Origin of the sequence: Bradyrhizobium hereditatis, from assembly GCF_020329435.1 — a bacterium.
In the GTDB taxonomy this organism is placed as follows: Bacteria; Pseudomonadota; Alphaproteobacteria; order Rhizobiales; family Xanthobacteraceae; genus Bradyrhizobium; species Bradyrhizobium hereditatis.
Window position 1 is genome coordinate 409,866 of record NZ_JAGKJK010000006.1, and the last position, 22,100, is coordinate 431,965.

A 22,100-nucleotide genomic window follows, 5' to 3' on the forward strand; every position below is an offset into this window, starting at 1 on the left:
TTTAGGCTCGCTTCTTCGCTGCGGGCCTGAAGTCTTGCTGAGCGCGCTTGGTGAAGGTCGCAAAAATGCGCTTCTCCTCGGGGTCTGTCGACGACTTTCTGACGACTATCGCTGCGGCTTTCTTCGCCTTGCGAGTCTGTTCCGAGTACTTTTTGGAAATGTTGGCCATCAGTCGACTCAGCTTCCCCGGGAAACCGTGGAATTTTACGATACAATGTACATATTGCGCGCGGTCAAACAAGGCCTGGATGGGGCCAATCTTAATTAAGCGTTATCTTCCAATAACTTCCGGTCTGGGGGGCGCGCGGGCGGGGGCTAGAAGCCTCGAACGGTCGCTGTAGCACGTCCTATTCCAGACTTTTCGATTATCGTGTCGCTTGGCGAAGCCGCAGGCAGACGGTCTCGACTGAACTGTCCGAAATGGTAAGGCTGGCCGTTGAACAAGATATGGTCAAACTCGGCCGCGAGAGATTGTAGACGCTGTTCTCGGTGTCGGAGCTGTAGATCAGCGCGATGGTGTGGCGATGACCGCCGCGCTCGGCGGCAATGAGGAGGCCATCCGGGAACTCCCGCTCGATGACTGCCGACCAGTTGTGGGTACGTAGCTTCTCCAGGATTTTCCGTTCCGCGTCGCGGTGGAGGATATCCATGCGCATTTTTTGTTCTGGATCAGAAGGCTGCATGGCGATCTCGAATCGGCGTGCACTCGCGCGGGGCGTTGCGATTCAGGTTCGCTTGGGTTTGCGGAAGCGAGCGGGCGGCATGTCCGGCTGGCGACCGGTTTGGGATGGCTGAACGACAGCGCATCTGGACGGCGCATATTGCGGCGACCTCATCGCCGGCATAAGTGCGGAGGTTTCGCCGACCGTCCTTGAGTGCGAAGTTCGGTTACTCCGCCGCCTCCGCCTCGGGCGGTCGGCGCTCGTATAATGTCAGGGACCGGGCCTGCGCGCGATCCTGTTGTGTCGAGGGCGGTGGGGGAAGTGCCGGGACAAAGGGTTCGATCGGATCGGTGGGAACGGATAGGTCAGGATTGAGGCCGGCAACCGTGCCTGTGCCATCATACTTGCGATCGAACACCGCGATCGGATGCTTGAGGAAGTGCTGGTCAAACATGGCGGTTATTCCCGACGAGGAGAGGCGAGCGAGCTCAGCGCGGACCTCTTTGCCGGATTTCCAGCCTATGGCGTAGCGCTTGGTCGCGGCTTGCGCAGCCTCAAGGGTAGCGATTGCTGCATCCGTGAAGCCGCCGCTGGTCCAGAACTCGAAATGCACTTGCGACGAGTTGAACCGTTCCTCCCCTTTTGTCGCCTTGTAGAGACCCGGGACTTGGCGACTGAGCCATTCCTCTACCTCTGGAGCATCGATCAGATGATCCGGTTGATACCCCTTGCACTCGTAGATCCAGACTTCACCGGAGACGACGCGGCGAACATCAATCTCTGCCCGGAAGGTGTCGTACCTGACAAGATGATTGATGTCGATCGATCCACCGAACCGCGCCTGGACGACGTGTCCGACAACGAGTTCGAAGAGTGATCCACGCAGATTGCGATCTGCTCCCTCGATGCTGCCAAGCTTGTCGAACAGCTCACCGATCACTTCAGGCCGCGCGACGGCGATGGCGGCGGCCTTGCTCATCGTCTCGAGTAACATCGCGAGACCAACCGCCACATCCCGACCGAAAAGGTTCTTCGGAGTGGCGAGCATCAGCCCGTGCGACCTTCCCAGATTGAACGCCTCTTGCGTATAGCCGTCGGCCATGAGGACAGGCAGGAATGCTGGTAGATTTTTCAGATAGGCGGAGAGCGTGAATTTGCGTACGAACGCGGCGACCGCCTGCTCCGTGACGGCAGCGCCTGTGATCACATCTGCAACGAGGAACCCCGGCCTGGGCCGACCGTCCTTCTGCCGGCGAGCAATAGGAACCATGTAAGAGGGACCGCACAGGTCCCAGTGAAAGTTGCCGAACTTTGGTAAACGCTCGCCGTCGCCGCGAATTTCGATCTTGCCATAGCTAGCAAGCCCCAGGCGCCTTGCCCAATCGCGCAGGGCGAGGAGCAGCATTTTTTCGACCAGCATCCGAGCACGGAGCCGTCGGAATTGGGATACCCCAGGCGTCCGTCGGCGCGAAGCGCGACGACGGGGCCGACGCCCTGCACGTCGGTGCGCTCAACGAGATGAACCGCCTCGAGGCGTTGCAGAACCGTCTCGCTCGATATCTGCCCCTGTTGGCGAACCGGCGAACCACTGATGATTGCGAAGTGCTCTAGCGGCACAACACCATCGCGATCCTGCAATGCTGCGAGAGCTGGTCCATAGGCGGGACTCGCCTCGCGGATATCGCGTGCAAGCGCCGTCCAGTAGTGCTCCGTGCCCTCATGCTTTGTGTGATACAGGAAGCGGGCGTTCCGAGGAAAAACCCAGGCCCTTCAACCGCCGGACATTCGCACCTGCACGAGCGATACGCTGGCGCGCGACATCTGCCGACATCCCACGGGTAACGAGTTTGCGCGCCAGATCGGAGGAGAGGCAGGGTCCCTCCGTAAGTAGGATCGATTCGACGGTGTTCATGTATTGAAGCTGCCCCTGTCACGCTCCGCTATTTATAATAAAACTACAGTCCCAGGCGACCCTTTTCGCAAGCGTCGATGTGCATAAAATAATTTAATAAAATCAAGCACTTGACCTTCGGTTGCCTTACGATCTCTTCGCCTTATGTCACGGTCGCGCATCACGCGATCCGTGTTGGGCGGCGATAGTGTAGGAATTCATGGCGGATCCTGCCTAAGCAGTGCGTGTTTGGCGAGGCGCGTCAACCAGGAGGAAAGCCGCCCATAGCACGGCGACGACCGTCTGAGGAGCATCTGGGTTGAGGTTACGCTCGCCCGAATCCCCCACCGTCGCTGTGCCGGTCGCACGCGCACCGCTAGAATGGGGACACTCAGCGCTCGCATAAGTGGTTCCTCATCGGCTTGATGATAAAGAGCGATCCTGGGCTGGAACGCGTGGAATATTCGTGGGGGCGGCTTGAGCAACATCAACATTAAAAGAGCGGTCGAGAATATTCGCTCGGGCACTACAGTCTATACGCCGGTGGTCGAGCTGATTGTCAACGCTATCCAAGCGATCAGAACGGTGAAGGTTACTGGCGGCCTGATAACGGTGACCATTCTCCGCAGCAAGCAGGTCGACCTCATCGACAAGACGAGCGCCGTGGATGGCTTCATCGTTCGAGACAACGGAATCGGCTTCAACCAAGATCACCGCGACTCCTTTGACACCCTCTATACGGACATGAAGGCGGCGGACGGGGGCAAGGGTTTCGGCCGATTCAGTTGCCTGAAGTACTTTGACGAGTTCACTGTCGACAGCATCTTTAGCGAAGGTCCAAAGCGCAAGCGCCGCACCTTTGCGATGGGAAGAGGCAAGCACATCATCATCGACGAGAAGGTGACGCCGTCGGAGGCCACGGAAACGGGGGCGACCATCACGATCTCGGGGGTGAGGAGCGTCAAGTTTCCCGATAAAGGGTTGGAGATCATCGCGCGAGTTTTAGTCGAGAAGCTCCTGCCTTACTTCATCGACCCAAATTCGGAATGCCCTCGGATCGTAGTAGAGGACGGATCTTCTGGCTCCAGCGTCGTACTCAATGACTACCTGTCACAGACAAACCGACAGATCGTCGAGTTGGAACCTCCAAATCGAGCGTTGATCCTTCAGTGCCAGGACGAACAAGAAGCGTTTCATGTCCGAGTTTTTAAATTTTACTCGCCGAGAGCAAATAAGAGCAAGATAAGTCTCGTTGCGCATCGTCGTGAGGTTGCCGAGGTCACCATTCAAACCTACATTCCGGAGTTCGCCGAGGAATTCTATGACAAGGCTGCGCTCGACAGCGAGGGGGAGAGGGATAGGAATTACATCATCAAGGCATACGTATTCGGCGATTACCTGGATAACAATGTTTCGCTCGAGCGCGGCGCCTTTAATTTCCAAAGAGATAACGACCTAATATATGGCATCTCCCAGTCTCAGGTCGAGCAAGGTGCGGCGCTTATTGCGCAAGCGGCGATAGGGGACGAGATTACGCAGCGCAAGGAACGGAAGAACGCACGCATAAAGGAATACATCGATACGGAAGCGCCTTGGCATCGCGCGCTAAGTCAAGAGGCGGATTTCACCACACTTCCTATGAGGCCGTCGTCGCAGGAGATCGAGATGCACTTGCAGACGGCGAAGTTCAAGCTTGAGATGCAAACTCGTGCGCAGGTACGCGAGATCCTGTCCAGTGACGATCCCGAGACGTTGCGCGATCGGGTTGCTGAAGTAGTCGACAGTATATCCCAGACCAGCAAGAATGACCTGATACACTACGTATCCATGCGGAAATGCGTCCTCGATCTGTTTGAAAAATCATTGGAGACCGATGAGGAAGGAAAGCATCGATCGGAAGGTGACGTGCATGACATTATCATGCCGCGCCGCAAGGATACCGAAAGCATCGACTACGAACAGCATAACCTTTGGATACTGGACGAGCGCTTGAATTTTACTGGTTACGTGTCGTCTGACAGGCCACTGGACGGACCGCGCAGCGATCGGACAGATGTCACCATATTCGGCAAGCGTATCGCTTTTCGAGGCGATAACGTCGCGAGTAATCCGATCACGATTTTTGAGTTCAAGAAGCCTCAGAGACACGATTTTGCTAATCCGTCATCGGATGAAGATCCGGTCCAGCAGATCGTTCGGTACGTCAATGAAATCAGGGACGGCAAGTACAAAACGCCGAAGGGTCGCGACATATTGGTCACGAACAACACGCCATTTTATGGTTATGTCGTGTGCGATCTGTCGCGGAAGATCGTTGACTGGCTCGAGCGCGAAAAGGATTTCACACCTATGCCAGATCAGCTCGGGTACTTCAAATGGTACGGAAACATAAAGCTGTATATTGAAGTCTTGAGCTGGACGAAAATTCATCAAGACGCAGATATGCGCAATAAGATATTTTTTCACAAGCTGGGCATCTAGCCGCGATACATTGATCGCGGGGATCTGGCGCGACACCAAGGATGTTTGCGAAGCCTTCACCATGCTGACGATGGACCCAGTTCAAGATCGTGCGGCATCGCGATGGGCAGATCGATTCTTGAACGAAGTGCCTGGCCGACTGGCTCGATCCTTTGGGCCTCAAACCTTCGCCGCTTCAAGCTCCCTGTCCGCCTAGATTTCGTGTCGCCCCATTCCGACAAGAGGAAATCCAATTGCAGGTTCAATGGAGGTTTAACAGTACATTTGTAGGAATGGCCGTTGATTTTGTAGCAATTCATGCGCCTCTTAATCAGCGGGTCCCAGGTTCGAGCTCTGGTGCGCCCACCAAGCCGAGCAGTTGGCCCTACGGGGCTCCTGGCTAGCGAACCCGCGCCGATATTCCGGCATGGCACCGATTTGGTCGCCGCTCAAGCGCACCTCACAAGCACAACAATTTCTCCGGTCTGACGGCTTTTGGGCGACCCCTTTTACACTGGTATCAGCCGACTTCCGTGTTTTACCCGCGTCGCGATGCCTGGAATCCGTTATATCGGGTCCGAGGAGGGGCGTTTCGCGCCTATCATTAAGATCGACCATATCGGAGCTGTCGGGCGCTTTAGGGCCTACAAGGCCCAGGGCGACGTGACTTTTAAAAAGTACACCCTCATATTTGGCGAGAATGGTCGGGGTAAGACGACGTTCTGCTCTATCCTGCGATCGATGAGGCTCAACGACCCCGCTCATGTTCTGGGGCGCAAGACGCTCGGCCAAGAGAAGTCCCCTGTAATAATCATGAAGCTCGCGGGCGGCGAGGCGCGCTTTGCGAATGGCGCGTGGTCTAGCCATGGGCAGCGCATCCACCTCTTCGATGCTCAGTACGTCGCAGATAACGTGTACTTCGGGGACGCGATCGGTACGGAACAGCGGCGCAACTTGTGCAAGCTGATGCTCGGGGACGAAGGCATCGCGTACCGAAGGGCATACGACGAGGCTGATGCCGCGATCGACGCGGCAAATGCCACCCTAAGGAGACTTCGGCAAACCATCACCGCGCATGTCCGGCAGGACCAACTGGAAGATTTCGTGGCGCTGAAGCCTGCCCCTGACATTGACAGGAAAATCGAACTCAAGCGCGGCGAGGTAGAGGGCCTGCGTGAGATCGAAAGCCTGCGTTCTCGCCCAGGAGGCGAGATGATCGAGATGCCTCCGCTGCCGACGCACCTCTCGAGAATTCTGAACCAGACCCTCGAGTCAGTGTCGCGTGAAGCGGATAGGCGCGTTCGCGAGCACTTGGCCGCGCATGGCATGGGAGGCGACCAAGAATGGATCGCGCGCGGGATTCCCCATATGCGCAAAGATTGTCCCTTCTGCGGCCAGTCGATCGAAGGGCTCCTCTCAGTTTTGGTAGGTCGACTTACCCAGCGGTTCTACATTACAGATTGATCACGGCAGACAGAGTTTGAAATGGCAGTAAAGGCGACCCGATCGCGCTCTTTGCGGCAACGCGCCATCAGGCGTTGCGATGTTCATAGTTTGCGTGAAGTGCAGCGCACCTGCGCGCTGCGCTCGCGCAAATCTTCCTCCGGATTTCCCCGATGATGTCCGTGGATCGCCCGGCCGCCCGGCTCGCGACGCGCCTTGCATTTTTCGTCGCCGGTTTTGGCATCGCGGGCTGGGCGCCGCTGGTGCCGTTCGCGAAAGACCGGATGGCGGTCGATGAGGGAGTCCTCGGCTTTTTTCTGCTCTGCCTCGGAGTCGGCTCCGTCGTCGCGATGATCGTGACCGGTGTGTTGAGCGCGCGCTACGGCAGTAGGCCGATCATCCTGATTGGCGGGTTCGGCCTTGCGCTCATCCTGCCGTGCCTCGCGCTTGCCGGTACACCTCTGGCGCTTGGGGCTGCGCTGTTTGCCTTCGGCGCCTTGCTGGGCTCTTTCGATCTGGCCGTGAATATCCATGCGGTCGAAGTGGAACGTGCAGCGAAGCGGCCGCTGATGTCCGGCTTTCATGCACAATTCAGCATTGGCGGCGTTGCCGGGTCTGGGGGGATGACCGCTTTGCTCTCGGTCGGCGCTGGCCCCTTCGCATCAACTTTGATCTGCTCGGCCGTCATGGTGATAGCTATGCTGCTGGCCTGCCCGCGATTGCTCCGAACCGCGCGGGCCCAGCAGGTGCCCTTGTGGGTCATGCCACACAACACGGTGCTGCTGCTCGCAATGCTTGCGGCAATCACTTGTCTCGTGGAAGGCGCGATGCTCGATTGGAGTGCTTTGCTGCTCGTGGACAGAGGTCTCGTTCCGGAAGCGCAGGGTGGTCTCGGCTACATGTTGTTCTCTATTGCCATGACGGTCGGGCGTCTCCGTGGCGATGCCGTCGTGGCGCGCGTCGGCGACCGCGCCACGCTGGTGTTTGGCAGTCTACTGGCGGTCGCGGGTTTCGCGGTCCTGCTGACCGCCGTGAGCGCAGCCTTCGCCGTGGCGGGCTTGCTGCTCATCGGCCTCGGGGCGTCGAACCTGGTGCCGGTCCTGTTCCGCCGGGCTGGCACGCAGAAAGCGATGCCCGCCAGCCTTGCGATTGGTGCGATCAACACGGCTGGCTATGCTGGCGTCCTCCTTGGACCCGCTGGCATTGGCTTCCTCGCCAAGCTCGCTGGATTGCCGAGCGCATTTGCGATATTGGCGGCACTTATGGGTCTAGTCACGTTGTCGGCGCGCAGCGTGACGATGGAAACACCGTGAGGAGGAGGCGATGGTTCGCACAGCAGGGTCTGCGTCGCCGTAGTACCGGGCTCGGCATTCGGAGTTGCGCCGTAGTTCCGGATTTCCTACGCCACTTTCCGTGCCGAACTCGAGGAGGCCTGTCGGCGCGTTGCCGACGCGGTTCGCCGGTTGGGCCTAAGGGAGCTTTGATGCAGGGCGATCCGACATCGCATGGATTATGGGAGCTGACCGCGCCGGCCGCGCCGCAGACCGTGACCTTGGCCGACAAGTTGGACGTCGATGTCCTCGTCATCGGAGGCGGATATACTGGCCTATCGTCGGCGCTTCATCTCGCCGAGGGCGGCGCGCGCGTCGCCGTGCTGGAAGCGTCCGAGATCGGATTCGGCGGTTCGGGACGCAATGTCGGCCTAGTGAATGCCGGGATGTGGGTGATGCCGGACACGCTCGCTGGCACGCTCGGCCAACCTTTTGGCGAGCGCCTGATCGAGCTGCTCGGTAACGGGCCACAGATGGTGTTCGACCTGATCGAGAACCACGGCATTGCGTGTGAGGTAGAGCGCACGGGCACGCTGCATTGTGCCGTCGGACACAAGGGCCGCGAACAGATCGAGGCGCGGGCCGAGCAATGGCAGCGGCGTGGCGCGCCGGTCGAGGTGCTCGACGCGGCCGAGACACGCCGCAAGATCGGTGGCGGCGACTACACGTGCGCATTGTTGGACAAGCGCGCCGGCACCATTCAACCGCTCGCCTATGTTCGCGGACTGGCGAGCGCGGCGCTTGCGGCGGGGGCGACGGTATTCACAGGGAGCCCGGCTGCTTCCGCCGCCGACGACGGTGCGCGCTGGACAGTCAGTACGACCTCGGGATCGGTGCGAGCAAATTGGGTGATCGTAGCCACCGATGCCTATGCGCGCGGACCGTGGTCGCAGCTTCGGCAGGAGCAGATTCATCTACCATACTTCAACTTCGCGACTCAACCGTTGTCCGACAATCTGCGCGCATCGATCCTTCCTGAGCGGCAGGGCGCCTGGGATACGAAGCAGGTGCTCAGCTCCTTCCGCTTCGACCGTGCCGGTCGTCTCGTGTATGGCAGCGTCGGGGCGCTCGAGGGCAGCGGCGCGGCGATCCACCGCGCGTGGGCGATCCGCTCATTGCGCAAACTGTTTCCGCAACTCGCCCATATCGAATTCGAGGCCGGCTGGTTCGGCATGATCGGCATGACATCGGACAACTTGCCGCGCTTTCACAAGCTCGACCGCAATGTGGTCGCGCTCAGCGGATACAATGGCCGCGGCATTGCGCCGGGTACGGTATTTGGCGCTGTGCTCGCATCCTATGTGCTGGGGCATGTCGCAGAGCAGGACCTTCCGCTTCCGGTCGCTGCGATCGAGGCGCCGCGCTTTCGTACGGCGCGGGAGGCGCTCTATCGCGCCGGATCGCAGCTCGTTCATTTGACCGAAGCCCAGCGCTGATTCGCAGAACTCAATCGCTTCTCCCAGGTGCTAAAGGTGATGCCGACGTTTCTGCAGGCCGGCGTCTATCCGGCCGTGATGCACCTCCAAGGCCGTGCAGGTTGCGAACGATGAAGGCAAGGCCGTCGCCAAGGTGCGCGAATTGCCCGTCAGCGACTTCTTTGCCGGGACGGGCAGGGTGCGCGAGGACAAACGAATGGTCGAAGATATAAGTTGCTCGTGCGGATCAGAAGGCCCCTCCGAATCGAAGTTGCGTGGAGCTACCATAATGTTCTGGCCTCCGTTTCTGGCGATCAGGTGTTCCTGCCGCTCGGCCAGAGCGAGTGCACCCTGGCGAAGAAATGACCTCTCACGGGAGGCGGCCCATAATTGCCCATCGCTGCCCGAACTGGAGTGCGCGATTGCTGAGCAGCGACCGCTGCGAAAGATCCCCACGCAACCTTCCGATCTGGTCACGGCCTCCGGCATGGTGAAGTGTTGCAAGAGAGCCAAGATGTCGGCAAATGCCTCATGGAAAGCCAGCGAGTCTGGGTTGCTTGGCTCAAGATACATTCGATGCATGCCGTCCAAAATCGCGTGACTCATCTCGTGTTTAGCAGAGTCTTTCGCTGCGCCAAATACTCGTCCAGCTCACGCGGCCACTTCAACTCGTCACAGACTGAAATGAGCGCTCTTCATGGCTGAACTAATCCTGCGAAAGGATGAGGCACGTGTAAGGGCCGAGCCCGAAGCCGGCCTCGCAAGGCATGCCGTCTCGCGCCTGCGGGGTCGACCAGGCGTCGTAGCTGGCCATCCCTCGGAATGCGCTGCTATAGCCGGCCCAGTCACTGTTGAAGCGCACCCGCCACAGCCCGGCGCGTGGAAGCCCGAGGACTTTTTCCACGGCACCCAACCCGCCCCGGACACAATGCTCTCGAAGCTGGGCCGCTGGGGCCTCTTGCCGGACGCGGCGCAGCCGGCGAAGTGCTACGACATTCGCGGTGAGCGCTACACGGCCGTCTTTGGGTCGGGAGGGACCAATGACGTTCAGCTCATCCATCACCCTCGAGCTGCTAGTGAAGCTGCGCCAGCGGCTCCGTCACACGTCTACGGCGGCCTTGATTTGCCGTCCACACCGGAGGAGCTGCGTGATCACGCGAACTATCTGTCGGTGTTCCCGCGGACACCCTCCGGTGCCCAGATCGGGGCGTTGGGTCCGGCAGCCTCGTCCCACGACCGCAACGGACGGGCGCTCGGCGCCGTGCAATGGCTGGGCGACGAGCATATTCAGAGGGATTACGAGCTCCTGGCGCAGGAGTTGCAAGTGGATGATCCGAATCTCGCCGCTCGAACGCGGTTTGTGGATCCCCTCATAGCCTTTCAGTTGAGCTGGGGCGCCGAGAGCGACGCGCTCCGCGCATTGCAGCGCATCGTCTATGATCGGAATGGTAATGATGTAGCCGACTTCCTATTCCTGCCAGTGAACAATGCCAGTGCGACCGATCCTAAGCGCCGCGGCACCCATTGGTCGCTGCTGCTCGTTGATCGCCGCACACGAGGAGAGCCGGTCGCCTATCATTACGACTCCGCCGAGGGGCACAATAACGGGCCTGCAGAACAACTGGCAGAACGGCTGGGCGTCACTCTGCAGCGAGCCGGCATGGCCCCGCAGCAGAACCGCTATGATTGCGGCGTGTTCGTGGTGGATGGCACGCGGGAGCTGGTTCGACGATTGGCGCAAGGAGAGCGGCCACAGCACGAGCCGCTGCACCTCGACAACCTCGTCACCAATCGGCAGGCACTCCGGGACCGGCTTAGGGGCTAATGGGGATGCGCCCGTTCGGTAGGCGTGGCGACCTGCAGGATTTTCGGCGGCCTTTCAGGACCGGGCGCCGGTCGCCGCGAGCAAGCGCACGAAGTCAGCTGAATCCAGGAAGACCCGTAATCGGCCGACGCCGTGAAGAAGGGTCGTGAAGAGGGTTCGCAACTGCCGCAGCTAGCAAAGCGGCTCGCGCGAGTGATGTAGATCAAGGCGAACTGATTAGGCGCGCTATGTTGCTAGTAGGCTAAGCGGCCTTCGGGCTATCAAGGGTACGAGGTTGCCATGGCTGATCGTGCAGAAATTCTCCGCGCGCGAGCAGAGCAATGTCGGCAGCAAGCTGCAAAGACGGCTGGTCCGATCGACAAACAGCGACTGCTGCGGCGTTCCGATGAATGGCTGAGGCTCGCACAGCTACGGTGCTCGGTTCAACCGAAGACCCTGGAGCCTGATGAAGGCGCCACTCTCAGGTATCCAGCAGTTCACTGAGATGCCTTCTGATGTGCGACCTCTTTTGCTGATCGAACTTCAACGCGCAATCCCTGGTCGACCGAGAGGAAGCACCGCCCCGGCGCGGCACGCCCAACGGTCGCACACGACGTGGACTCTCACGCACTGAGCGGAATAAGACTCGAAATAATTCAGCCTATTACCGCGCCAAAGCCGAGGACTGCCGCGCGCAGGGGCCGACATCAGATCCTCCGTCGCTGTTGCAGCCGTCATCTCTGGCACAGCGATGCGAATCTACGATTGCGAACTTGTGACTCGGGACACTAGGTGTCAGACATACTGAACCAATTTGAGGTAATCGTCTGTGAGGACAGGTGAGCGGATGGAAGAAGCTGCGTCTTGAAGAAAGGTATTCAGAGTCCGGCTAGCGTTAGTGCGGCGTTCGAAAGATGGCCGTGCCGGCGCGCGAGTGCGGAGAGTTGCTAATTCGGAACTGACTAGGTCAGCCGCGGCTGCGGCACAATCTGAGGCGGAGAAGCAACCAGAAGACATGACAGCTTGTGCCAGTCCTAGTGTGGTGAGCCAACCTGCATAGATTAGCACGGCACCGTCTGTCTCATTGAGCCCAGAGAGTTCCTCAATTGCAGCAGCATGGACTGCCGCCGCACCAAGAGACAGAAAAAGATCGGCTATTTCGTCACGTGTGGCTCTAGAGAGAAGGCAGCGGCCGAGATGCGATAGGAGGGTCTCAGTCGGACCCTCGAAGATGCGGAGAATGCGAGCGTCTCGATAGATTTTAGCTACAGGCGTTCTCTCGTCGTAACCACGGCCACCTAACAGTTGGACGCATTGATCAGCGACGAGGCCGCACCACTCTGACGACAAAACCTTCGTTGCCGACGCAAGGTGGACGTTCGGCGCGCCCTGCGCTGAGACAAGTCGGCAGGATGCGCCCAGCATTGCCTTCACGACTTCCCGCCGAAGTACCATCTGCTCAAATAACTGCTCGATATAGCTGTTCTCAATCATGCGCAGCTTACCTAGTCGACGATAGCTTGCATATGAGGCTGCAACCTGGATAGCGCGCTCAAGGGCTCCAAGACCCATAGCAGCCACACCGATACGCCCGCGGTTCATACTAGATGCTGCTGCTCCCCAGCCGTCTTGATCGCGAGAGAGTACGTAAGCACTCGGCACCTCGACATCCTGGAACTCTAGAGTATTTTGAATAATGCCACGTAGACCAAGTGTGCGATGCTCGTGCGTGACCTTTAGGCCTGGAGCCTGCCTATCAACTAGTACACAAACGAACCGACCTTTCGCATCGGGACCGGAGGCTCGCGCAAAGCAAACGATCCAACGAGCCCAGTCAGCGAGGCCGATCCAAATTTTGCGGCCAGAGATGCGAACTCTATCTTCGTGCATGAAAGCCGAAGCCTGTATATGCCGCGGGGCAGAGCCAGCTCCAGGCTCCGTCAAAGCGAAAGCGCAAAGGTCGCCGCGTGTTGCACCCCACATGACATGCCTTTGTTCAGGGATGTGCGGTGCCGCTTCGATGCAGGGCAAGGCCAGGAAGTTATGGATGACGAGGGTAGAGGCAGCCGAGACATCGAAGGATGCAGTGGCGGAGATGAGGTCGATGGCCTCTTGCAAGGGAAGAGCTAATCCGCCGTGCTCTGCTGGTGTAGTGAGCCCGAACAGTCCATGCCTTACTAATGTGCTGTGTAGGGTCGGAGGGAATGCTCGACGGTCATCCGCGTCTGCGAAATTCAACTGACCCAGGTCATCGATCAAACTGGAATATAGCGTAGGTGCACCACCTTCAGCTGTGCGTTCCTGCGCCTCCCCAAACAGGGAGTAGATTTGACTCTTCATAGCCCCTCGAATTGTCTGGACAATATAAGGCTATAATGATTGCGTCCGCGCTTGGTGCCAATCATCCCGGTGGCTAGCTCGAGTACACATTGGTATACGGGGATGCGAGCGTATTATAAGCAGGTTGCCCCTGATCGGGATTATCGCGAGGGCTGCGCGGGCTCGCATCAAGATGCATCTTGTCTATATGACCTCTCAGAGGAAAACTCTCGTTGTAGTCAGTGACCTCCATTCTCCTCAAGAATCACGCAGAGTCATTGAGTGGTGATTCGTCCCAAAGTGAGCCTAGGAAAAGGTCCGTCATGCTCCCATGGCCCGCAGAGTGAGACGATGCTCGCTTGAGAGGCTGCACCGAAACGCAAGCACCTTCGCTTTTGGAGGCGCTTCGCGGCCTAGTCTAGGAGGATGTGCGATGTTCGGAAAGAAGAAGAAAATGCTGCGGAAGCACGAGACCCAGGAGGTTCAAGCCCGATTCGAGCGGAACGAGGGGGCAGGGAAGGATATCTACGCCCGAATCGCTGATTTGAAGAACGTGCCGCGCGACAACCTGCCTGATGCGGTCTTTATGCTCTTCGTTGAGGCAAAACACCAAAGCGAGCTGATTCGGCAATCGATCAAGGACCGTACCCGCTATGACTTCAATTTCGTCGGGTTCGTCGACGGCGATTTGGCGACCTACCTCGCGGAGGAAGCGGCGCATGCGGTCCGAGATCACGTTACCAACCCGCAGACATTCTTGGAGGCGATGTCTGAGCAATTTCCGGAAGTGCACTTCACGATCCAACAGCAGGACGCCGTTTCAATGGTTGCTTCGATGATCCGTGTGCAGCGGCTGGAAGGCATCCTGGAAGGTCTGCGGCTTGCCGGCCTACTGAACAAAGCGCCAGACCGCCGCCGCACCAGCCCGCAGAAGAACGGGATGCTTTAGCAGGGCCACTTCAAGGCGCTTCTGGTGCCATAGCGGACACCCTTCGAGAAATCCGATCAGGTTCGCATTTTGCCTGGTCGTCGTGAAAGAACTGTCCAAGCCATTGAGAGGGAGTCGATTTTTTTGCCCTTTCGGGCGTGCGGATCGCCGCTGCCGCGGATTTCGCCGGCTTCTTGCAGCACCGAGATCGCCCAGCCCTGCAGCCTTCGGATCGCCGGGCGGCCGCTGCTTAAACGTCAGCCTGCTCAGGACGAATCCTATGCGTGTCCCGCGTTCCGCGCTCCTAACACCAGACAAGTAATCCGAACTGCCATAGGTCTGAGTTTCCGCCGCGTTCCGTTCCCCAGGCGCGACCTAGAGATGCCTGACGTGAATATGGACGTCTCTTATTCGCGGAAGCCCAAATCGGCCTTCGACGAACTCCAGGACGGAGAGAGGCGGCTTGCGATTCGAAAACCCGCCTGGCACTTGGTCCGGGAAGATCGACGCGATTGGCTGAAATCCCATTGCAAGTCCGAAGACTTGCAACAGTCCGCGTCTTCCGAGTTTCCGCGCCGCAACTCACAGCTCATCGTTATTGCACTCGACGCACCGTAGTAGGCTGCTTGTATTCGAGGATCCGCGCCGACAGGAGCATATTGCTTTCCCAGCCATTCTCGCCAAAAACTTCAAGGTACAGGTGGCGCAGCGTCCAGGCGCTGGAGAGATCCAGCAGCGTCCTGAGATCGCCGCCGTCAAACCATACCCTATCGGCGGGTGAGAGGCGCAGATCGAACCGTCTTCGAAATTGGTGTGCCGCGGTCCGGTCCGCCTAGGTGGACCAGCTGCAGCGCAGAAGCCCACGCGGGCGGGCCCACTCCTGACCTGTACGGAAGCGCAGCGAGAAACCTGGCTACCGCGCCAAGCCGGGAATGATCGAACTTCTCGCAAGGAGCCACATTCCATCGTCGTCTGTCCGAAGCGAAGGACAGGCTTCGGCAAGGCATTTTACCTGGTCGGCGGCGACTTACTCCGCACCGCCTGCGCGCCGGTCTCAGCACTCATATGGGCGAACAGCTTCGGCCCCGCACGTCCACGTGCAATCGGGTCGAGGGTCCGGCGTGTTCGGTGATAGCTTGGCAGGTTACGCAGACGAACTTCTCGCGCACTTGCTGGATCACTTTCGAACTCAGGACTGGACGAACATGGGGTAAGGCTCGCCAATATCGGCTCGCCAGCATTTTTTGTTTGAGTTCGGGATGTTGGTATTTGTGTTGGTATCGGTCAGGAGAAAGAAAAAGAAATTCATGCGAGTTCAAGCGGTTAGGCGTCAAAATCGATTACCTCGGACGTAATGGAATGGATGAAATTCGCATGGTAGGTTTTCCACCATGAACGCACATGCTGCCACGGCGCGAGCCGAACGAACCAGACCCCTCCACATTGGCGATCACCTGCGCGAATGGCGTCAGCGCCGCCACTTGAGCCAGCTCGATCTGGCGGGGGATGCCGAGATATCCGCGCGTCACCTCAGTTTTGTCGAGACCGGCCGCGCCGCGCCGTCGCGTGAAATGGTGCTCAAGCTCGCCGAGCGATTGGAGGTTCCCTTGCGTGAACGCAACGTGCTCCTGGTCGCCGCCGGTTTTGCGCCGGCCTTCCCGCAACGCTCGCTGGATGATCCCGCGCTGAAGTCGGCGCGGCAGGCGATTGATCTGGTGCTGAAGGCGCATGAGCCCAACCCGGCGCTGGCCTATGACCGGCACTGGAATTTGGTAACAGCCAACCGCATGGTGGCGCCGCTGCTCGATGGCATTCCGCCGCATCTGCTTGGACAGCCCCTCAACATCCTGAGACTGGCCTTCCACCCCGAAGGACTGGCGCCGCGCACGGTCAATCTCGCCGAATGGAGCGCGCATCTGTTAGAGCGGCTGCATCGGCAATGCGAGGCGACGGCCGATTCCGAACTGCTCAAGCTCTATCAGGAGCTGAAGGCCTATCGGATGCCGGCGCGCTCTGGCCCGATCTCGGCGGACAATGTCGCGATCCCCTTTAAGCTGCGCCGCAATGACGAGGTGCTGAGCTTCATCTCGACCACCATGGTGTTCGGCACGCCTGTCGATGTCACGCTGCAGGAGCTGGCGCTGGAGACCTTCTTTCCCGCGGACGATCTGACCGCCGAACGGATGCGGCAGATAGCAGCAGTTTTGTAGGATGGGTGGAGCGAAGCGATACCCATCATTCAGGGGCCGGCAAGGTTGATGGGTTTCGCTGCGCTCTACCGATCCTACACGCGCGGTTTACACCGCCGCGCTCCCTTCGCATAATCACCGCATGGACTCTCGCCAACATGCACCGCCGTCGATCAATCCGGTCGGCGATCTCCTGCGCGGCTGGCGCAACCGCCGCGCCATGAGCCAGGCCGACCTCGCGTTCGAGGCCGGCATCTCGATCAAGCATCTGAGCTATGTCGAAACTGGCAAGGCCGCGGGCAGCCGCGACATCCTGCTGCAACTCGCTGCCGCGCTCGGTCTTTCCTTGCGTGACCGCAATGCGCTCCTGGAGGCCGGCGGGTTCGCCCGGCAATATGGCGAGCGCGATCTCTCCGCGCCCGAAGTCGCCGACGCCAAACGCGCGATCGACCTACTGTTGCGCCGGCACGAACCGTTTCCGGCCATCGTCACTGACCGGCGCTGGAATGTGATGCAGGCCAACCGCGCCGCCGCGCGGCTGATGACGATGCTGCTTGGCGAAGAGCGGATGACGGGGCCGCTCAATCACATGCGGATGTTTCTGGCGCCTGATGAATTGCGCCCGTTCGTGGTGGACTAGCCGGATGTCGCGGCAGCATTGCTGGCGCGTGCCCGCCACGAGGCGATGGCCGCGCCACTCGATCTGGCGCTGCAATCGACATGGCGCGAACTGTTGAAGCTGCCTGACATGCCGGCGCCGCAACTCAACGAGACCGATACGCCGGGCCCGCTCTGCGAGGTGCGGCTGAGAAAGGATGACGTCAGCATCGGCCTGATCGGCGCGGTGCTGACATTGGGTACGCCGCAGGACGTCACGCTGCAGGAATTGCGCGTGGAGATGTTCATGCCGGCGGACGCCGCCTCCGAGGCGGCGCTTACCGCGCTCGCCGCTCAGGACGCCTGAGCCTGCGCCGCGCGCCGCTCGAAGGTCATGGCCTGCAGCACCTCGGCAACGGGGCCCTTGCGGTCGCTTAGTGTCGCCATGGTCAGGCCCGCGCCATGCGCGCCGGCGCGGGTGCGCGAGCGGATCAGGATCCAGTCGCCCTCCGGCGGACGGAAGAAGTACAGACTGATCTCGGGATTGATGAAGGTCCATTCCCGCATGTCGACGATCTGCCCGACGCCGCTGGCAAAATCCGCTGCCTGCACCGCCTGCAACAGTGGTGTATTGTTCTCGCCCTCGACCATGGGCACGTCGAGCCGCATCCACGCCGCCGCGGGACCGGGCTTCTCCAGCGCGCCTTCGATCAGCCGTACCGAGACGTTCTGGAAATAGCGGCTCCACCTCTGCGCAAAGGCCGGTGGCGGCGTGCCGGTCTCCGGCGCCGCGTCAGCGCCATCCTTCGAGAAGGGATCGGACGGAGACTCGCCGCCTTGCGCCGTCAACAGCGCCGTGCAGCGACCGATCTCGACGTCGCCGTCCAGTAGCCGGACCTGCATCGTCTTCGCCTTGCGGCCATCGCGCAGCATGTCGGTTGCAAGGCCGAAGGCGCGCAGACCGGCCGGGCGCCAGAGGTCGAAGGTGAGGCGGCGCACCGCAAAGCCGGAAGCCTTGGCAAGACGCTCGACCTCGCGCGTCATTAGCGCTGTGGTCGCGCTGCCCTGCAGCATATCCGGCGACCAGGGCCCGCCGGCATGCTCGGTCGCACGGAACAGGGGGCCTTCGGGCTTGAAAATGGCGGTCATTGCATGGGCTCCGCGGTTCAAATCGATGCCCGGAGTTCTAGAAAGGCCGGCCGTGCCCCACAATAACCGCGGAGGTGAAGTGATACGAGACATGCTGATATCGCCCTTGTCTCCCCGTTGGATCGGACTACCTTCCGGCCATCATTCAGCGAGGACCTCCCGATGAGCACCCTAAAGCCCCTCAAGATCGACATCGTCTCCGACGTGGTCTGCCCCTGGTGCTACATCGGCAAGCGCCGGATCGAGAATGCGCTTGCGCTGGTGCCTGACGTGCCCGTCGAGGTGCGCTGGCGGCCGTTCTTCCTCAATTCCTGGGTGCCGCGCGAGGGCATCAGCCGCGACGAATATCTCACCGCCAAGTTCGGCTCGGTGGAGGCCTACAAGGACATAGCCGGCCGCGTGGTGGCGGCTGCGGGCGAGGAGGGCCTGACCTACCGGCCCGAGCTGGTGAAGCGCCAGCCCAATACGATCGATTGTCACCGCCTGATTCACTGGGCGAACGCCCAGGGCAAGGCTGCCGAGATGAAGCAGCGCCTGATGGAATTGTACTTTCGCGATGGCGGTGATCTCACCGACGTCAACGTGCTGGTGCAGGCCGCGGCCGATATCGGACTCGACGCCGATGATATCCGCAAGCGCCTCGCCACCGATGAAGATGTCGCGCTGGTCTCGAGCCAGGCGCAGGAAGCCTCCGACAAGGGCATCTCCGGCGTCCCCACCTTCGTGTTCGCGCAGAAATACGCAGTGTCGGGCGCACAGCCTGCCGAGCAGCTCGCCCGCGCCATCCGCCAAGTATCTGCTGAAATCAACGCGCAGGCAGCGGAGTAACTTCTCCCTCGTCCCTCTTGCGGGGTCGGGACGAGCGAAAGCTCGCTCTTAGAGGGTTGGGGTGAGGGGCCTCTCTCCAGACAGCGCAATGTCGCGTTTGATAGTGAGCGTCGCCCCAACAATGAACAACAGCATCTGGGGAGGCGTCATGATCTACGAACTGCGAACCTACACCGTAAAGCCCGGCACGCTTGGCGACATGATCAAGGCCGCAAGCACCGTGTCGCGTGAGATCCGCAAGGACGATTACGGCAAGCTCGAAGGCTACTGGTTCACCGAGATCGGACCGCTCAACCAGGTCCTCCACATGTGGAGCTATGATAGCTTCGACGAGCGCGCGCGGTTACGCGCGGAGCTCGCCAAGAATCCGCGCTGGACAACTGAGTACGTACCGCTGATCCGTCCCTTGCTGGTTCGTCAGGACATCCGCCTGATGAACGCGGTGCGGCCGCCGATTGCTCCGGCCTCGACGGGCAATGTCTACGAACTCCGCAACTACCGCGCCAAGGCGGCGGGCGGCCTTAAGCAGTGGCTCGATGCGTTTACCGGCGTGCTGCCGGAGCGTGAGAAGTACTCGAAGATCGTCGGCCTCTGGACGACGGAAGCGGGGCAACCGAACGAGGCCTGCCACATCTGGGCCTATCCCAGCCTCAACGCACGTAGTGAGGCGCGCGGCAATGCGATGAAGGATCCGGCCTGGCAGGAATTCCTCGGCAAGGGGCCGGGCTTTCTCGAGGAGATGCACTCGACCATCATGCTGCCGGCGCCACACTCGCCGCTGCAGTGAGTGCGGGGGAATTGCAGCCCGGATGAGCGAAGCGATATCCGGGATTCACACGGCCAGCGTCCCCGGATGTCGCTGCAGCTCATCCGGGCTACAAACTAAGCCGCGCCCTTCAAGTAGTAATTCGCCCGTTTGCCAAGCGCGATCCGCCGCAGCACGCGGCGCATCGCCATCGAGGCGCGCAGCGGCTTGATGGCCGTCGTCACCGTGCGATAGAACCCAAGCTTGAGCGCATCGAGCATTGGCCGCTTGCCCGGCGGTTGCTGCGGCAGGCCGATGCCGCGCAGCATCGAATTGAAGAAGTGGAGATCATTCATCCGCCGCACTTCGCGCGTCTTCCAGGTGATCGCCATCGAGATCGAATATGAGCCTGCGGTGCGCACCCAGTGCGGCCACTGATACGGCACGTAGCAGCCGTCGCCCGCGAACAGGTGGAATTCCGTGCCCCGCGGCGCGATGCTCTCGTCGTATTTCAAATTGCGATGCTTGGTCATCGAGCGCTCGATCTCATCGTCGGAGACGATCGAACGGTCGGTGTTGTCGAAAATCGTGAAGAATTTTTCGCCGTGGATGTGCACGAAAAAATTGTCTTCGCTGTCGAGATGGAACGGTGTGGTCGAGTTCGGCGAGGATACGAACAGGAAGCCCTCCACCTGTTCGAAGCCGGCATCAGCCAAGCTGTTGAAGCCGCGTGCGCGGGCGACCGACAGCAGCGTGTCCTCCAGCAGACGACGATACTCCTGTGAATTCTCGACGCGCTTGAGCACCATCCAGGCTCCGGCGGTTTCGATGCTCCTCACGATCTCGATGGGATCGAGATCGACGGTCGGGATCGCATCCGGATCCTGGCTGATCGCGACCTTGCCGGAATTGTATTCGATCAGGTCGCGCGGCAATTCGGAGGCGAGTTGCGCGATGCGCGGCAGCGTCAGCAACGGATGGCCAGCGAGCTTGTGACGGATCGCGAACGGCTTTAGCGGAAAATCGCGGCGAAGCGCGTCATGCTCGGCGGTAATCACGGGCGCAATGGCTGTGAGCGTATTCATCTAGGATTTTTCCTGCCGTGCTCTGATGAAATGAACGATGCGGCGCGCCGGCTCGCGAATGGCGCCGCGCAGGCCGAGCGCGCCGCGGATCAGCGACACCACGGGATCGTTCCGCCGCAGCGGGATCAGGACGTCGCCGATCGCCAGGCGTCCGCGCCAGATCGGATTGATCATGGGATGGTCGGGGCTCGCGGTGGAATCCACCGTCGAGATATCAGGGTCGGCGCAGAGATGCCGGGTCAGATCCAGCGTCAGCTGCACGCCCGGCGAATACTTCGCGAAGCGCTCGTCGACGCCGAGTTTGAAATAGAAGGCGCGGTCGTGGTGATGCAGCACGATCGCTGATGCCACCGGCGTCTCGCCGGCGCGCAAGGTCACGATCTCGCACTGGGCGGTCCCGGCCAATGCAGCGACCGCGCGCCGGATGAAGGCCGCGTCGCCCTCATCCTGGCCGAGCGCCGTGCCGCGCTGGCCTTTCCAGCCGCTTGCCTCCAACTTCAGGAATGTTTCGATGGCGGTCGCCGTTTCAGCGGGTGTACGCGCCACCTCGAAATGGACGGCGCCATGCTCTGCGAGGCGATTGCGCTGACGGCGCAGTTCTTTCAGCTTCTTTGTGCCCAGCGCCTCGCGCAGCACATCGTCGGCATTACCGGTGGCATCGAGGCAGGCGCGGACATGGGATTGCAGCACCAGTGGCTGCATGCGGCCGCGACGCAGCACGTCGGTGAAGGCTTTCATGGCCGGACCATCAAGCGAGGTGGCGCGGAAAATCAGCGCATGCGCGCCGGCCCGCCGGGCGCGACGCAGGATGCTCGTCACGGCTTCCTCTGCCATATCAGCGTCGAGCAGCGGCGTGCAAAGTGTGCCGTAGGGATCCGCGCTGACCAAGGCGGGCAGGGGAATCTTGTAGGCGCGCCACATCGAGATCACGGGCACCAGCCCGATCAGGTGGGATGGATCACGCCAGGCGCCGAGTGCGGCCGCATCGGCGCGACCGCGCGCCGACGCGTTCACTGCCAATTCCCATTCGGGCAGGTAGTAGCCATTCGGCTCGGCGGCGCGCTCGGAAAGCGCGCGCCACTGCGCTACGGAGACGCCGGCAAGCGGCATCACCGCCGCTCCGGAGCCCGGGACACGCGCATTTGCATCCGTGCTCGATGCACGACGCGCCGTCGATGTTTCGGCTATGTCAGCCACTTCCCCTATTCCCAGTTCGCGATTTATCCGGCCGACGACGCTGTGAGGGCGCGTGGC

The 22,100-nt window shown here is 60.5% G+C and carries 17 protein-coding genes and 1 pseudogene; 10 read left to right on the top strand and 8 right to left on the bottom strand.

What is annotated here, in order from left to right; all coding sequences use genetic code 11:
• Position 1: 1 nt before the first annotated feature.
• From J6524_RS17090 to J6524_RS17100, 3 genes are all read right to left on the bottom strand, one after another.
• Positions 2 to 169 (bottom strand): hypothetical protein, encoded by a 168-nt coding sequence (locus J6524_RS17090; protein WP_225672516.1) that lies wholly within the window; start codon positions 167 to 169, stop codon positions 2 to 4.
• A 196-nt stretch (positions 170 to 365) separates the two neighbouring features.
• Positions 366 to 683, bottom strand: a complete 318-nt coding sequence (locus tag J6524_RS17095) for a hypothetical protein (RefSeq protein ID WP_225672518.1) — start codon at positions 681 to 683, stop codon at positions 366 to 368.
• A gap of 205 nt (positions 684 to 888) precedes the next feature.
• Positions 889 to 2,082: a hypothetical protein gene (locus J6524_RS17100; protein WP_225672520.1), complete on the bottom strand. Its 1,194-nt coding sequence runs from the start codon at positions 2,080 to 2,082 to the stop codon at positions 889 to 891.
• 948 nt (positions 2,083 to 3,030) lie between these two features.
• On the opposite strand from J6524_RS17100, the gene J6524_RS17105 reads away from it, so the two are divergent.
• The 4 genes from J6524_RS17105 (at position 3,031) to J6524_RS17120 (ending at position 9,223) form a co-directional block, all read left to right on the top strand.
• Positions 3,031 to 5,034, top strand: coding sequence for an ATP-binding protein (locus tag J6524_RS17105; protein WP_225672522.1), 2,004 nt, complete (start codon positions 3,031 to 3,033; stop codon positions 5,032 to 5,034).
• Positions 5,035 to 5,565: 531 nt separating this feature from the next.
• Complete coding sequence (locus tag J6524_RS17110) at positions 5,566 to 6,477, top strand: AAA family ATPase (RefSeq protein ID WP_225672524.1); 912 nt, start codon at positions 5,566 to 5,568, stop codon at positions 6,475 to 6,477.
• Positions 6,478 to 6,629: 152 nt separating this feature from the next.
• A complete protein-coding gene (locus J6524_RS17115; protein WP_225672526.1) occupies positions 6,630 to 7,769 on the top strand; it encodes an MFS transporter in 1,140 nt (379 codons plus the stop codon).
• Positions 7,770 to 7,939: 170 nt separating this feature from the next.
• A complete protein-coding gene (locus J6524_RS17120; RefSeq protein ID WP_225672528.1) occupies positions 7,940 to 9,223 on the top strand; it encodes an NAD(P)/FAD-dependent oxidoreductase in 1,284 nt (427 codons plus the stop codon).
• A 30-nt stretch (positions 9,224 to 9,253) separates the two neighbouring features.
• Here J6524_RS17120 and J6524_RS17125 read toward each other — a convergent pair whose 3' ends face one another.
• Positions 9,254 to 9,808: a hypothetical protein gene (locus J6524_RS17125; protein ID WP_225672530.1), complete on the bottom strand. Its 555-nt coding sequence runs from the start codon at positions 9,806 to 9,808 to the stop codon at positions 9,254 to 9,256.
• A 322-nt stretch (positions 9,809 to 10,130) separates the two neighbouring features.
• On the opposite strand from J6524_RS17125, the gene J6524_RS17130 reads away from it, so the two are divergent.
• Positions 10,131 to 11,027 (top strand): Ulp1 family isopeptidase, encoded by an 897-nt coding sequence (locus tag J6524_RS17130; RefSeq protein ID WP_312002403.1) that lies wholly within the window; start codon positions 10,131 to 10,133, stop codon positions 11,025 to 11,027.
• A gap of 774 nt (positions 11,028 to 11,801) precedes the next feature.
• Here J6524_RS17130 and J6524_RS17135 read toward each other — a convergent pair.
• Positions 11,802 to 13,346, bottom strand: a complete 1,545-nt coding sequence (locus J6524_RS17135) for an acyl-CoA dehydrogenase family protein (RefSeq protein WP_225672532.1) — start codon at positions 13,344 to 13,346, stop codon at positions 11,802 to 11,804.
• A gap of 412 nt (positions 13,347 to 13,758) precedes the next feature.
• Between J6524_RS17135 and J6524_RS17140 the strand changes: the two genes are divergently transcribed.
• The 3 genes and pseudogenes from J6524_RS17140 (at position 13,759) to J6524_RS17150 (ending at position 17,406) form a co-directional block, all read left to right on the top strand.
• Positions 13,759 to 14,274 carry a hypothetical protein gene (locus tag J6524_RS17140; protein ID WP_051379856.1) on the top strand — a complete coding sequence of 172 codons (516 nt, stop codon included), beginning with the start codon at positions 13,759 to 13,761 and terminating at the stop codon, positions 14,272 to 14,274.
• A gap of 1,370 nt (positions 14,275 to 15,644) precedes the next feature.
• Complete coding sequence (locus J6524_RS17145; RefSeq protein WP_225672534.1) at positions 15,645 to 16,463, top strand: helix-turn-helix domain-containing protein; 819 nt, start codon at positions 15,645 to 15,647, stop codon at positions 16,461 to 16,463.
• Positions 16,464 to 16,584: 121 nt separating this feature from the next.
• Positions 16,585 to 17,406: pseudogene (locus J6524_RS17150) on the top strand (helix-turn-helix domain-containing protein).
• Here J6524_RS17150 and J6524_RS17155 read toward each other — a convergent pair.
• Positions 17,394 to 18,188: a thioesterase family protein gene (locus J6524_RS17155; protein WP_225672536.1), complete on the bottom strand. Its 795-nt coding sequence runs from the start codon at positions 18,186 to 18,188 to the stop codon at positions 17,394 to 17,396. The pseudogene J6524_RS17150 and the gene J6524_RS17155 sit on opposite strands and share 13 nt — an antisense overlap.
• 162 nt (positions 18,189 to 18,350) lie before the next feature.
• Here J6524_RS17155 and J6524_RS17160 point away from each other — a divergent pair, with 162 nt between their 5' ends.
• Positions 18,351 to 19,016 carry a DsbA family oxidoreductase gene (locus J6524_RS17160; RefSeq protein WP_225672538.1) on the top strand — a complete coding sequence of 222 codons (666 nt, stop codon included), beginning with the start codon at positions 18,351 to 18,353 and terminating at the stop codon, positions 19,014 to 19,016.
• 148 nt (positions 19,017 to 19,164) lie between these two features.
• Positions 19,165 to 19,803 (top strand): NIPSNAP family protein, encoded by a 639-nt coding sequence (locus J6524_RS17165; RefSeq protein WP_225672540.1) that lies wholly within the window; start codon positions 19,165 to 19,167, stop codon positions 19,801 to 19,803.
• A 95-nt stretch (positions 19,804 to 19,898) separates the two neighbouring features.
• On the opposite strand, the gene J6524_RS17170 is transcribed toward J6524_RS17165, so the two are convergent.
• Both J6524_RS17170 and J6524_RS17175 read right to left on the bottom strand, forming a co-directional pair.
• Positions 19,899 to 20,846 (bottom strand): cupin-like domain-containing protein, encoded by a 948-nt coding sequence (locus J6524_RS17170; protein ID WP_225672542.1) that lies wholly within the window; start codon positions 20,844 to 20,846, stop codon positions 19,899 to 19,901.
• Positions 20,847 to 22,043: a GNAT family N-acetyltransferase gene (locus J6524_RS17175; protein ID WP_225672544.1), complete on the bottom strand. Its 1,197-nt coding sequence runs from the start codon at positions 22,041 to 22,043 to the stop codon at positions 20,847 to 20,849.
• Positions 22,044 to 22,100: the final 57 nt, after the last annotated feature.

Excerpts from the sequence above, each read along its gene's own strand:
- J6524_RS17170 (WP_225672542.1), bottom strand. The coding sequence starts at position 20,846 with ATGAATACGCTCACAGCCATTGCGCCCGTGATTACCGCCGAGCATGAC.
- J6524_RS17125 (WP_225672530.1), bottom strand. The coding sequence starts at position 9,808 with ATGAGTCACGCGATTTTGGACGGCATGCATCGAATGTATCTTGAGCCA.
- J6524_RS17160 (WP_225672538.1), top strand. The coding sequence starts at position 18,351 with ATGAGCACCCTAAAGCCCCTCAAGATCGACATCGTCTCCGACGTGGTC.
- J6524_RS17165 (WP_225672540.1), top strand. The coding sequence starts at position 19,165 with ATGATCTACGAACTGCGAACCTACACCGTAAAGCCCGGCACGCTTGGC.
- J6524_RS17090 (WP_225672516.1), bottom strand. The coding sequence starts at position 169 with ATGGCCAACATTTCCAAAAAGTACTCGGAACAGACTCGCAAGGCGAAG.
- J6524_RS17140 (WP_051379856.1), top strand. The coding sequence starts at position 13,759 with ATGTTCGGAAAGAAGAAGAAAATGCTGCGGAAGCACGAGACCCAGGAG.
- J6524_RS17110 (WP_225672524.1), top strand. The coding sequence starts at position 5,566 with ATGCCTGGAATCCGTTATATCGGGTCCGAGGAGGGGCGTTTCGCGCCT.
- J6524_RS17155 (WP_225672536.1), bottom strand. The coding sequence starts at position 18,188 with ATGACCGCCATTTTCAAGCCCGAAGGCCCCCTGTTCCGTGCGACCGAG.
- J6524_RS17095 (WP_225672518.1), bottom strand. The coding sequence starts at position 683 with ATGCAGCCTTCTGATCCAGAACAAAAAATGCGCATGGATATCCTCCAC.
- J6524_RS17115 (WP_225672526.1), top strand. The coding sequence starts at position 6,630 with ATGATGTCCGTGGATCGCCCGGCCGCCCGGCTCGCGACGCGCCTTGCA.
- J6524_RS17145 (WP_225672534.1), top strand. The coding sequence starts at position 15,645 with ATGAACGCACATGCTGCCACGGCGCGAGCCGAACGAACCAGACCCCTC.
- J6524_RS17100 (WP_225672520.1), bottom strand. The coding sequence starts at position 2,082 with ATGCTGGTCGAAAAAATGCTGCTCCTCGCCCTGCGCGATTGGGCAAGG.
- J6524_RS17120 (WP_225672528.1), top strand. The coding sequence starts at position 7,940 with ATGCAGGGCGATCCGACATCGCATGGATTATGGGAGCTGACCGCGCCG.
- J6524_RS17135 (WP_225672532.1), bottom strand. The coding sequence starts at position 13,346 with ATGAAGAGTCAAATCTACTCCCTGTTTGGGGAGGCGCAGGAACGCACA.
- J6524_RS17130 (WP_312002403.1), top strand. The coding sequence starts at position 10,131 with ATGCTCTCGAAGCTGGGCCGCTGGGGCCTCTTGCCGGACGCGGCGCAG.